Source organism: Bradyrhizobium sp. 18BD (assembly GCF_054185225.1).
Genome location: NZ_JAVAYL010000034.1, coordinates 29,701 through 41,709, shown reverse-complemented (window position 1 = coordinate 41,709; position 12,009 = coordinate 29,701). Strand labels below are relative to the sequence as shown.

Sequence of the window (12,009 nt, the reverse complement as noted above, 5' to 3'; positions counted from 1 at the left end):
CCGCTTTGCGGCGAGCCACCCTCTCCCACAAGGGGAGAGGGTGCAGCGAGCGCGCGGCTAGCGCAACGAGCTACTCCTCGTCGTCTTTCTTCCGCAGCAGATCCGTCGCGAGGTCCGACAGTTTTGGCGGCGGCAGGGCGGCGAACGGCAGCGGCCTTGTGACGTCGATCGCGGCCAATCCGAGCCGCGCCGTCAGCAGCCCGTTCAGCACGCCTTCACCGAGCCGCTGCGACAGCTTTGCCGCGATGCCATGGCCCAGCATCTGCTGCACCAGGCTGTCGCTCGCGGCCATGCCGCCGGTGATGGCGAGATGGGCGACGACGTGGCGGAGCAGGCGGATCATGCCGAGCGCGCCGGGGCGGCCGCCATAGAGATAAGCGAGCTGGCGGATCAGGCGCAGCGCGGCGACGAACACGAACAGCACGTCGATCGCCGCGCGCGGGCTCACCGCCGTGACGATCGAGACTTTTTGTGCGGCTGAGGACACCAGCCGCCGCGCTTCCGCGTCCAGCGGCGACATCAGCTCGCGCTCGGCGAGGCGGATCATATCGGCGCCGTCGATGATCTCGCCGGTGTGGCTCTCCAGCGTGGCGCGGGCACGCGCGAGCTGCGGGTTCTGATGCGCGATCTTGAGCAGGTCCTGCACGATGACGCGGCTTTCCTTGCGGTCATCGCTGGCAAGGACGGCGGCCGCGCGCTGATGCAGCTTCTCGATGGTCGCAAGGCGCGCCAAGCCAAAGGCCTCGCGCCCGATCACCACCGCGAGCGCCAGTGCGGTGACGAAGGCGAAGGCAACGCCGACAAAGCCGAGCGTTTCGCTGCGTGCAAACAGATCTTCGATGAGATGCACGACGCCAAGCCCGGTGCCGAGCAGCGTCAGCCCAGCAAGGCCCGACCAGAACAGCGTGCCCCAGGGAAAGCCGCGCCGCGCAGTGCGCGCGGGATCAATCGGCACCGGCAGCGCCTGAGGATCGTGCTCCGGCGTGATCTGGATGGTGGCGCGGCTGAGACGGCTGGTCTCGTCGGCTTCGGTGACGACGACGCCGGGATCGTCGAGCCGGAACGTCGCCGGTCGCCGCGGCTGGGATCGGTCGTTCATGCGAGCTTGTCTCCGATCAGGAACTGCAAGGCACGGTCGAGGCGGATATGTGGCAGAGTGGGCTCGTTCGTGCCCTCGCGTTCGAGCCTGGGTGGACGGAAGCGTAGGAAGCGGAAATCGCTTTTCTCGGCAATCTGCGTCGAGAGGCCGCGGAACGCATCGATGCCGTTGAACAGTGGCTCGGGGTCGAGCGGCAAATCGCCGGGAAATGTCGCAACCTCCGTGTTGCCGTCAAAGAACTCGCCATTGGCGCTTTCGCCGGCGGCCGGCGTTCCCAGGATCGACGGCAATTTGTCGCGGCCATGCGAGACCTGCGCCTCGCGCGTGGCGCGCACCGCGGCGAGCGCGACGACGTCGATCTCCGCGCCGGTGTTTTCCGCACGCGCTACGGCGCGCGTGACCGCGCGGCGCAGCACGGCCTCGAGCCGGTCGTGGCTGGAGTGATGCAGATGGTCCGCCTTGGTCGCCGCGAACAGGATGCGGTCGATGCGCGGCCGGAACAGGTTGGAGAGCAAGGTGCTGCGGCCGATGTTGAAGCAATCGAGAATGCCGGCCAGCGCGGCTTCGAGATCGTGCAGCGCCTCGGGGCCGGAGTTGAATGCGGCGAGCGCATCGGCCAGCACGATCTGGCGATCGAGCCGGGCGAAGTGATCGCGGAAGAACGGCCGCACCACCATGTCCTTGTAGGCTTCATAGCGGCGCACCATCATCGCCCACAGCGATCCCTCGGGCGCCTGCCGGTCTGCGGGCACGTCGAGCGGTGCAAAGGTCAGCGCCGGGGTATCGGCGAGATTGCCCGGCATCAGGAAGCGGCCGGGCGGCAGCAGGCTCATCGCGAACCGTTCGTCGCGGCAGGCGCGCAAGTAGTCTGTGAAGAGCTTTGCAGCCGTGAGCGTGGCCTGCTCGTCCTCGCGCGCCTCGGGCTTGAGCGTTGCGAGATGTGCGTGCCAGTCCGTGGCCAGATGCGCGCGCGGCGCCTCGCGCGACAGCGCAAGGCTCTCGGCGGACCATTGCTCAAAACTCTTTTGCAACAGCGGCAGGTCGAGCAGCCATTCGCCGGGATAGTCGACGATATCGAGCGTCAGCGTGCGGTCGGCGCCGTTCGGGCGCTGGTAGTCGATGACGAGGCGCAGCTCGCTGATATCGACCGTCGAGTTCGGCCAGCGCCGCTCCTCGATCAATGCGCGCAGATGGTTCTCATAGGCAAAACGCGGCACGGCGTCGTCAGGCTGCGGCGCCAGATGCGCCCGCGCGATCCGGCCCGATGCATAGGCCTCGAACACCGGAAACCGGCCGCCGCGCGTCAGCCCGTGGATCAGTGCAGTGATGAATACGGTCTTACCGGCGCGCGACAGGCCGGTGACACCAAGCCGCACCGTCGGATTGAAGAAATGCTCGCCATAGTCGATCAGCGCCCGGGCCGACAGGCGCGCCTCTTCGACCATATCCTGAAAGCTGAATGCCATATGAACGTGAATGATCTCGGGGGCGGGGCGGAACAGTGTAGCCGTTCACAAAAGTGGCAATTGCGTGAGGAAAATCAAGCTTCATACTTCCACCGCCTTTGTCGGCAAATCAGCCGTTTGAACGACGCGCCGGTCCCGAAAGACCGATACAAGAGGGCATTGCCTCAGCCTTTGCGGATTGCCATGACCGTCTTCCAATTGAAACAGCTCGCCTCGACCTCCGTCCACGCCGCGGCCGACGCGATCGGCTGGAATTACGACCGCGCCGAGCTGATCGCCGACGGTGTAGTCCACGCCATCGGCGTGCTCTCCGGCATCATCGCCGCGACCGTGCTGGTGGTGCTGACCGCGATCTATGCCGATGCCACCAACATCGTCGGCGTCTCGATCTATGTCGCCGGGCTGCTCTCGATGCTGGTGCTGTCGGCGACCTATAATCTCTGGCCGATCTCGCCGGCCAAGTGGCTGCTGCGGCGGTTCGATCATTCCGCGATCTATCTCTTGATCGCCGCGACCTACACCCCGTTCATCCTGGAGGTGAAGGACAGCGTGTTCGCGCTGGTGCTGCTTGGCGGCGTCTGGTGCGTCGCCATCCTGGGCATCGTGCTGAAGCTGTTCTATCCCGGCCGGTTCGACCGCGTCGCGGTCGGCATCTATCTTGCGATGGGCTGGAGCGGCGTGATGCTCTACGACGCCGTGGTCAGGGCGCTGCCGGCGCTGGTGCTGGGCTTCATCATTGCCGGCGGCCTGCTCTACAGCTTTGGCGTGATCTTCCACGCCTGGCGGCGGTTGCGCTTCCAGAATGCGATCTGGCACGGCTTTGTCTTGGCCGGCGCGGCATGCCATTATACCGCGGTGCTCGACCTCGTGTTGAGCTGAGCATGTTCCGCGCAGCGGCATAAGCTGAGCGGCGTACACGCGAAGCGCTGTACAAAAAGAGAGGAGACGTCGCATGCAGGTGACCGGCAAGGTCGTGGTCGTCACGGGCGGCGCAAACGGCATCGGCAAGGCGCTGTGCGAGGCCTTTCACAAGGCGGGCGCGGCCAAGGTCGTCGTCGCCGACATGGACGCCGCCAATGCGCGGGCCGTTGCCGCTATGGTCGATGGCGCGGCCTTCAAATGCGACGTCGCGCAGGAAAAGGACATTGCTCACGTCATCGAGGAGACCGAGCGGCAGTTCGGCCCGATCGAATTGTTCTGCTCCAATGCCGGCATCGGCGGCGGCTTCGATCCGATGTCGGTGAATGCGGGCGGCGCCTCCGACGAGCCGTGGCAGCGCAGCTGGGCGATCCACGTCATGGCCCATGTCTATGCGGCGCGGCACCTCATCCCCCGCATGAAGGCGCGCGGCGGCGGTTATTTCCTCAACACCATTTCGGCCGCGGGCCTGCTGTCGCAGGTCGGCAGCCCCGCCTATTCGACGACCAAGCATGCGGCGGTGGGCTTTGCCGAAAACCTCGCGATCTCGCACAAGGCTGACAATATCAAGGTCTCGATCCTCTGCCCGCAGGGCGTCGATACCAACATGCTGCGCTCGATCCCCAAGGGCCCGCAATCCGGCGACGGCGATCTCACACCCGAGCAGGTCGCCAAGGACGTGCTCGCCGGCCTCGAGCAGGAGACGTTTTTGATCCTGCCGCATCCGCAAGTGATCGGCTACATGCGCAAGAAGACCGAGAATTACGACCGCTGGATCGGCGGGATGGCCAAGATCCAGGCGAAGATGCGGGAGGAGTTCGGGAAGTAGCCGACGCTGTCGCCGCGATCGCGGTCTCGTAGCCCGGATGGAGCGAAGCGAAATCCGGGGCCGATATAGCATGCGGCAATAACCCCGGATTGCGCTTCGCTCCATCCGGGCTACGACACCTCATGCCGACGCCCTATCCTCCACCCGGCTCGCCCGCAACGCCCGCGCATAGAGCATCATCCCCTCGCGCACCGTGCGCTGCTCTGCCTCGGTCAGCGCCGCCAGCGCGCCGCGCACCTGCTGTCGGCCGAACGCATGCAGCGCCTCCAGCGTGCGGCGGCCTTTTGCCGTCAGCGAGAGCAGCTTGCTGCGGGCATCCGCCTCATCCGGCATCTCGCGCAGCTCGCCGCAATCGATCAGCTTGCGCACCAGGCGACTGACGCTGGATTTCTCCAGCCGCAGGAAATCGCCGAGTTCGCCTGATGTCAGCGGCCCGCGGATGCCGATCTCCAGGATCGTGTGCACGGCCGAGGGCGGATAGTCCGAGGCCGCCACCGTCGCATCCATGAAGCCGAGCTCGCGCACCATCAGCCGCGAGGCGGCACGGATGTCGTCGATCAGCGCGAGTTCAGCCACATCTTGACTCCCGGCATATAGTTGTATCATACAACTAAATGCGCGCAACAGCGCGCGCAAGCGTTTTGGAGTGGGCCATGAGCGGAACTTTGCCGACCGGCGAGCGGATGAGAGGCAAGGTCTGCCTCGTCACAGGCGGCGGCAGCGGCATCGGCCGCGCCACGGCGTTGCGGATGGCGTCTGAGCGCGCGGAGGCGGTTCTCGTCGCGGGCCGGCGCGAGGCCGAGATCGAGGCGACCGCCCTGGCGTGCCGCGAGCTCGGCCCGGAAGCCATCCCGGTCAAGACCGACATCACGAAAGAGGACGACGTCGCGCGATTGATCCGTACGACCATTGAACGCTGCGGCCGGCTCGATGTCGCCTTCAACAATGCCGGCTTCCAGGAGCGCCGCGCGCCGCTGGAGGAGCAGGGCACCGACATCTACGACAACGTATTCGACACCAATGTCCGCGCGCTGTTCCTGTGCCTGCGCCATCAATTGCCGGCGATGCTGGCGCAGGGGCGCGGCAGCATCGTCGTCAATGCCTCCGTCAGCGGCGTGCGCAATCCCAATCCCGGTTTCTCGCTCTACTCGGCCTCGAAGGCCGCCGCGATCTCGCTGACGCGCTCGGCGGCGATGGAGAACGCCCCGCGCGGCATCCGCATCAACGCTATCGCGCCCGGCCGTGTCGTCACCGACATGATGCTGCGTGCCGGCGTCGGCGATATCGCAACGGTGAGCGCAGGCCTGCCGCTGCGGCGGATGGGAAGCCCGGAGGAGGTGGCGGAGGCCGTGGTGTGGCTCTCGTCCGACGCGTCATCCTATGTCGTCGGGCATGTGCTGGCGGCTGACGGGGGATTCCTGGCGTCGTGATGACGTAGCCCGGATGAGCGAAGCGACATCCGGGACTCAGCACCCCGGATATCGCTGCGCTCATCCGGGCTACGGCACCGTCAATGCTTCTGCCCGTACAGCACCGGCACCGCCGAATCCACGACGACCTCGACGAGGCTCGCGCCCTCATGCGCCATCCCGCGCTTCAGGGCGTCGCCAAGCTCCGCCGCCTTGCTCACCCGCACCGCATGGCAGCCCATGCCTTCGGCGAGCCGCACGAAATCGATCCCCGGCAGCTCGAGCCCGGGCACGTTGCGCACCTGCATCACCTGGCTGAACGACCGCATCGCGCCGTAGCCGGAATTGTTGATGACGACGATGGTGAGCGGCAGCTTTCGTTGCGCGGCGGTCCACAGCGCCTGGATCGAGTACATCGCCGAGCCGTCGCCGATCAGGCAGACTGTACGCTGCTTCGGCTTGCCGAGCGCCATGCCGACGGCAGCGGGCAGCGAGTAGCCGAGGCCGCCGCTTGCCATGGTGTAAAAACTGTCCTGACCGCGCATCGGCAAAAACTTCTGCATCGCCGGCCTGTGCGACGGCACTTCCTCGACCAGCGAGCTACCATCCGGCATCGCCTGCGACAGCGAATGCAGCAGGAATTCGACCGGCAGCGGATCGGCGGCCTGCGGCGCCGGCGGCAGCGCGCGGCCCTTTGGCGTGGCGCGCTTGCTCTCGGGGAGCATGTCGAGCAGCAGGCTCAGCGCGGGCTTCATGGTCGCTATGATGCTGGTGCCTGATGGCGTCACCGCGGCTGCATCCGCATCGTCAGTGATCTGGAAGATCGTCGCGCCGCCGTCGAAGATCGCGGCATGGCCTTCGACGTGGAAGGTGAACACGGGCGCGCCGATGACCACGACGAGATCGTGCTCGCGCAGCGCGTCGGAGAGTTGCGCCGGTGAGGCGTGCAAAAAGCCCGCGAATTGCGGATGCCGCTCGGGGAACGAGCAGCGCGCCGAGAACGGGCTGACCCAGACGCTGGCCTTGGCCTTCTCGGCGACGCGTACCATCAGCTCCACCGCGCCGGCGCGGTCGACGCCGGGGCCGACGACGAGGGCAGGGTGCTTTGCCGAGCCGAGCGCGGCCACCAGCGCCTTCATTGCGTCAGGCTCGGGACCGATCTCGCGGCTCACCTTGCGCGCCGCGACTGGCGCGCAAGCATGAGCCCAATCGTCGATCGGGATCGACACGAAGGTCGGCCCGCACGGCGGCTGCATCGCGGTGTAATAGGCCCGTGCGATCGCGGCGGGCACGTCCTCGGGCCGGGCCGGCTCGACGCTGAATTTGACGTAAGGCCGCGGGAATTCGGAGGCGCGCTCGGCATAGAGGAATGCCTGCAGCGGCAGGATCGAGCGCGCCTGCTGGCCCGCGGTAATGACCAGCGGCGTCTGATTGCGGTGCGCGGTGTAGATGTTGCCGAGCGCGTTGCCGACGCCGGCCGCCGAATGCAGATTGACGAAGCCGGCATTGCGCGTCGCCTGCGCGTAACCATCGGCCATGCCGACGGCGGAGGCTTCCTGCAGCGCCAGCACGTAGTCGATGTCGTCGGGCCAGTCGCTCAGGAACGGCAGCTCGGTCGAGCCGGGATTGCCGAACACCCTGTCGATGCCGAAGGAACGCAGCAGGTCGAGCGTCGCCTGCTTGACGGTGACGGACTTGCTGCCGGTCTTGCCGTTCTTGGACATTGGTTTCCGTCCCCTGTTGTTTATCGAAGGTAGTCACCCCGCCGTCATTGCGAGCGAAGCGAAGCAATCCAGACTGCCGCCGCGGTGACAGTCTGGATTGCTTCGTCGCTTCCCTCCTCGCAATGACGAGGAGGGAGCACTACCACACCGCCGTCCCCTTCATCGTCGGCTGCCCCTCCGCATTCGCGGTCCACAGCTCCATGCCCGCCTCGGTCTCGTTGGCGTTGATCGAGAATTCCGTGCCCTCGAACAACGGCTGCACGCCACGATAGGTGAACTTCTTCGGCGCCTTGCGGTCGTGAAGCTTCGCCGCCATCTCGATGATGAGCGCAGCCTGCAGGGGGCCGTGGAAGATCAGGCCCGGATAGCCCTCGACCTTGGTGACATAGTCGCGGTCGTAATGGATGCGGTGGCCGTTGAAGGTCAGCGCGGAATAGCGAAACAGCAGCACCGGATCGGACATATGCGTCTCGCGATGCTGCGTCTTCGGCGGCGGAGGCGGGGCCTTGGCGGTCACTGGCGCGCTGCTCGTCATCTCGCGATAGACGATGTCCTGGCGCTCGCGGATGGCGGTGCCCCGCGGCGAGGAGATGCTGTGCTCGACCGAGACGAAGCACAGCGTGCCGGTCGATCCCGTCTTCACCTGCACGTCGGCGATGCGCGAGGTGCGCGTCGATTCATCGCCGACCTGCAGTGGCTGCAGGAACTCGATCTCGCCGCCGGCCCACATCCGGCGCGGCAGCGGCACCGGCGGCAGGAAGCCGCCGCGGGTCGGGTGACCGTCGGGCCCCAGCATGGACATCGGAAACACCGGCTGCGCCAGGCACCAGTGCACCGTGAACGGCGCAGCGTCGCCCGTCTTGGGCTCGCCTACCTCCTGGAACAGCGTCGCGCGCAGACCCTTCACGAGCTGCGCGGTGACGATGTCGGTGGCCTCGGTGCTGCGGCCGATCCATTGCCGCAAATGATCGATGTCGAGCTTCTCGGTCATGACGCCTCGCTCTGTTACTTCTTGGATTGCGGCTTTTCGCCGATGGCAGGCACCGCGCCGTAAGCGCGGGTCTCGCCGAGGATGATCGGCGCCGGCGCGGGATAGCTCACGCGGCCGTTCGGCGTGTCGACCTCGATGCGGCGCAGATGCGGATGGTTGGTGAGGTCGGCCATGGTGTTGACCTCGGCGAAGGCGATGTCGGCGTCGGACAGCCGCTTGAGCAACTCGTCGCGCGTCATCTTGCCGAAGATATCCGCCACCGTCTTGTCGGTGAAATCGCGGTTGCGCACCCGCTCGACCATGTTGGCGACGCGGGGATCGGCGGGCAGATCCGGCTGGTCCAGCACCTTGACGCAGAGCGTCTTCCACTCGCGCTCGCTCTGGATCGAGATCAGGATGTCCTTGCCGTCCTTCGAGGTGAACACGCCATAGGGCGCGATCGAGGGATGGCGCAGGCCCATGCGCTTGGGTGGATTGCCGGCTTCGGAGTTGAGCAGCGGCACGGTGCACCAATCCGCCATCACGTCGAACATGGAGATGCGGATGTCGGCGCCCTTGCCGGTGCGCCCGCGCCCGATCAGCGCCTCCAAAATCGCCGCATGCGCGGTGGCGCCGGTCGCGACATCAACGATCGACATGCCGACGCGTGAGGCGCCATCGGGATTGCCGGTGATGGACGCGAGGCCACTCTCGGCCTGGATCAGGAGGTCATAGGCCTTGCGGTGGGCGTAGGGGCCTTCGTCGCCATAGCCGGTGATCGTGCACGAGATCAGCTTCGGATAGTCCTTCAGCAAGCGCTCGCGCGAGAAGCCGAGCTTGTCCATCGAGCCTGGCTTGAGGTTCTGGATCAGCACGTCGGCGCTGGCGATCAGCTTCTCGAGCTCGGCGCAGCCTTCCTTGGTGGCGAGATCGACCACCGCCGACTGCTTACCGCGGTTGAGCCAGACGAAATAGCTGCTCTGTCCTTTGGCCGCCGCGTCATAGCCGCGGGCGAAATCGCCTTCGGGCCGCTCGATCTTGATCACCTCCGCGCCGGCATCCGCCAGGCGCGAAGAGCAGAACGGCGCCGCCACCGCCTGCTCGACCGCAATCACCCTGATCCCGTCAAGTGCTCCCATGATGGCGGCCTCAGTACGAGCGGGGCATGCCGAGCACGTGCTCGGCGACGAAGGACAGCACGAGATTGGTCGAGATCGGCGCGACCTGATAGAGCCGCGTCTCGCGGAATTTGCGCTCGACGTCGTATTCCTCGGCGAAGCCGAAGCCGCCATGGGTCTGGATGCAGGCATTCGCCGCTTCCCACGACGCATCGGCCGCCAGCATCTTCGCCATGTTGGCCTCCGCGCCACAGTCGAGCCCGGCTTCGTATTTGCGCGTCGCTTCCTTCACCATCAATTCGGCCGCGCGCATCGAGGCGTAGGCCTTGGCGATCGGGAACTGAATGCCCTGGTTCTGGCCGATGGGACGGCCGAACACCACGCGCTCCTTGGCATAGTTGGTGGCCTTGGCAATGAACCATTTGGCGTCGCCGACGCATTCGGCCGCGATCAAAATACGCTCGGCATTCATGCCGGAGAGGATGTAGCGAAAGCCCTTGCCTTCCTCGCCGATCAGATTCTCCGCCGGCACCTTCATGTCGGTAAAGAACACTTCGGTGGTGGCGTGGTTCATCATGGTGCGGATCGGGCGGATCTCGAGGCCGTTGTTCTTGGCCTCGCGCATGTCGACGATGAACACGGACAGGCCATCCGTGCGCTTCTTGACCTGCTCCTTCGGCGTGGTGCGCGCCAGCAGCACCATCAGATCGGAATGCTCGGCGCGGCTGGTCCAGATCTTCTGGCCGTTGACGACGTAGCTGTTGTTGCCTTCCTTGCGCGCAAACGTCTTCAGCGACGACGTGTCTGTGCCGCTGGTCGGCTCGGTGACGCCGAAGGCCTGCAGGCGCAACTCGCCGCTCGCGATCTTCGGCAGGTACTTTGCCTTCTGCTCGGCATTGCCGTGCCGCAACACGGTGCCCATCGTGTACATCTGGGCGTGGCAGCCGCCGCCGTTGCAGCCGGCGCGCTGGATCTCTTCGAGGATCGCCGCTGCGGCGGAGAGCTTCAAGCCTGCGCCGCCATACTCTTCCGGGATCAGCACCGAGAGGTAACCGGCCTGCGTCAGCGCATCGACGAAGGCCTTGGGGTAGGCCATCTCGCGATCGAGCTTGCGCCAGTATTCGCCGGGAAACTGCGCGCAGAGCTTTGCGACGGCTTCGCGGATGTCGGCGTGATCTTCGGTGTGGTGTTCTTCAATCATGGCGTTTCCCGTATCTAGCGGCAGTTAAGATAACGCCGGCCGATCCTCTGGCGTTGTGAAAACATCGCCAGCCCCCTATGCTCATTTGCTATAGCGTATGAAGTAGCCTTCCAGGATTGGCAAGCATGGATTTCCGGCAGCTCAGGACCTTCAGTTGCGTGGCGGAGCTCGGCACCCTGTCCAAGGCGTCCGACACGTTGCGCGTGGCGCAGCCGGCGCTCTCCAGGCAGATCAAGCTCTTGGAACACGAACTGCGCACCGAGCTGTTCACCCGCAACGGGCGCGGCATGGTGCTGACCGAGGCGGGCCGGCTGCTCTTGGCGCGCACCTCCGGCATCGTGCGGCAAATCGACCAGATCCGCGACGACATCCAGTCGGCGCAGGGGCCGCCGTCCGGCCAGGTCGTGCTCGGGCTGGTTCCGACCGTGAGCTGCGTGCTGTCGGCGCGCTTCGCGCGGCGCTGCGTCGAAAAATTTCCCGGCATTTCGCTGCGCATCGTCGAGAGCTATAGCGGCCACCTGGTCGAATGGCTGCATCGCGGCGAGATGGATCTCGCCATCCTCTACGGCCGCTCCGCCGATCTGCATCTCAATGTCGAGAGCCTCGGCCGCGACAACATCGTCGCGGTCGGTCCACGCGGCTGCGGTCTGGCACGCAAGAAGAACGTCGATATCGGCTGGCTGCTGCGGCAGCGTCTGGTCTTGCCCAGTCACTCCCACGGCCTCCGTGCGCTGATCGAGCACGCCGCCGCCCAGCGCAAGATCAAGCTCAACGTCCAGCTCGAAGCGGACTCGTTTCGCGTGCTCACGAGCCTGGTCGAGGAGGGCCTCGGCTTCGCGCTGCTGCCGCCCTCGTCGGTTCACGGCGAGGTCGCGGACGGGCGGCTGGAAACCACCGCAGTCTCGAAGCCGATGACGCGCGAGCTCATTTTCGCCTCTCCGATCGACCGCCCGGCCTCGACGGCCTCGCTGGCCGTCACGACCCTGTTGCGCGAGGAGGTCGCCGCCTGCCGCAAGGAAGGCGTGTGGGACATCCGCCTCGCCTGACGGCCGGCACTGGGCTCTCAGGGGATTTAGGACACGAGGCTGCTGTCGGCCCTTCGCATCTTGAGCGAGCTGTCATGCCGGAATTTTATAGCTGGGGTGTTCGCAGCATTCACCGCCGCGAATGTGGCGCACCTATGCACCCCGGACCTCGTCATTGCGAGCGTAGCGAAGCAATCCAGGAATCCCTCCGCGGTGATAGTCTGGATTGCTTCGTCGCAAGGGCTCCTCG

11 protein-coding genes are annotated in these 12,009 nt (G+C 65.9%); 4 read left to right on the top strand and 7 right to left on the bottom strand.

Features of this window, described 5'->3' with window-relative positions:
- Positions 1 to 70 precede the first annotated feature (70 nt).
- Together RAD16_RS38850 and RAD16_RS38845 are read right to left on the bottom strand one after the other, a co-directional pair.
- Complete coding sequence (locus RAD16_RS38850; protein ID WP_458163149.1) at positions 71 to 1,099, bottom strand: YcjF family protein; 1,029 nt, start codon at positions 1,097 to 1,099, stop codon at positions 71 to 73.
- Positions 1,096 to 2,565, bottom strand: coding sequence for a YcjX family protein (locus RAD16_RS38845; RefSeq protein WP_458163148.1), 1,470 nt, complete (start codon positions 2,563 to 2,565; stop codon positions 1,096 to 1,098). Before RAD16_RS38845 ends, RAD16_RS38850 begins: the two co-directional genes overlap by 4 nt.
- A gap of 183 nt (positions 2,566 to 2,748) precedes the next feature.
- On the opposite strand from RAD16_RS38845, the gene trhA reads away from it, so the two are divergent.
- Positions 2,749 to 3,444, top strand: a complete 696-nt coding sequence (gene trhA / locus RAD16_RS38840) for a PAQR family membrane homeostasis protein TrhA (RefSeq protein ID WP_458163147.1) — start codon at positions 2,749 to 2,751, stop codon at positions 3,442 to 3,444.
- A gap of 73 nt (positions 3,445 to 3,517) precedes the next feature.
- Positions 3,518 to 4,312, top strand: a complete 795-nt coding sequence (locus RAD16_RS38835) for an SDR family oxidoreductase (protein WP_458163146.1) — start codon at positions 3,518 to 3,520, stop codon at positions 4,310 to 4,312.
- 120 nt (positions 4,313 to 4,432) lie between these two features.
- Here RAD16_RS38835 and RAD16_RS38830 read toward each other — a convergent pair whose 3' ends face one another.
- Positions 4,433 to 4,888 carry a MarR family winged helix-turn-helix transcriptional regulator gene (locus RAD16_RS38830; protein ID WP_458163145.1) on the bottom strand — a complete coding sequence of 152 codons (456 nt, stop codon included), beginning with the start codon at positions 4,886 to 4,888 and terminating at the stop codon, positions 4,433 to 4,435.
- A 77-nt stretch (positions 4,889 to 4,965) separates the two neighbouring features.
- On the opposite strand from RAD16_RS38830, the gene RAD16_RS38825 reads away from it, so the two are divergent.
- On the top strand, positions 4,966 to 5,742 hold the full coding sequence (locus RAD16_RS38825) for an SDR family NAD(P)-dependent oxidoreductase (protein ID WP_458163144.1): 777 nt from the start codon (positions 4,966 to 4,968) through the stop codon (positions 5,740 to 5,742).
- 80 nt (positions 5,743 to 5,822) lie between these two features.
- Here RAD16_RS38825 and mdlC read toward each other — a convergent pair whose 3' ends face one another.
- The 4 genes from mdlC to RAD16_RS38805 form a co-directional block, all read right to left on the bottom strand.
- Positions 5,823 to 7,445, bottom strand: a complete 1,623-nt coding sequence (gene mdlC, locus RAD16_RS38820; RefSeq protein ID WP_458163143.1) for a benzoylformate decarboxylase — start codon at positions 7,443 to 7,445, stop codon at positions 5,823 to 5,825.
- Positions 7,446 to 7,584: 139 nt separating this feature from the next.
- Positions 7,585 to 8,436, bottom strand: a complete 852-nt coding sequence (locus RAD16_RS38815; RefSeq protein WP_458163142.1) for an FAS1-like dehydratase domain-containing protein — start codon at positions 8,434 to 8,436, stop codon at positions 7,585 to 7,587.
- A gap of 14 nt (positions 8,437 to 8,450) precedes the next feature.
- A complete protein-coding gene (locus RAD16_RS38810; RefSeq protein ID WP_458163141.1) occupies positions 8,451 to 9,554 on the bottom strand; it encodes a CaiB/BaiF CoA transferase family protein in 1,104 nt (367 codons plus the stop codon).
- Between the two features lie 10 nt (positions 9,555 to 9,564).
- Positions 9,565 to 10,734, bottom strand: a complete 1,170-nt coding sequence (locus RAD16_RS38805; protein ID WP_458163140.1) for an acyl-CoA dehydrogenase family protein — start codon at positions 10,732 to 10,734, stop codon at positions 9,565 to 9,567.
- Positions 10,735 to 10,859: 125 nt separating this feature from the next.
- Here RAD16_RS38805 and RAD16_RS38800 point away from each other — a divergent pair, with 125 nt between their 5' ends.
- The gene (locus tag RAD16_RS38800) at positions 10,860 to 11,780 is read left to right on the top strand and encodes a LysR substrate-binding domain-containing protein (RefSeq protein ID WP_458163139.1); all 921 of its coding nucleotides are present in this window, start codon (positions 10,860 to 10,862) and stop codon (positions 11,778 to 11,780) included.
- The last annotated feature ends 229 nt before the right edge of the window (positions 11,781 to 12,009 follow it).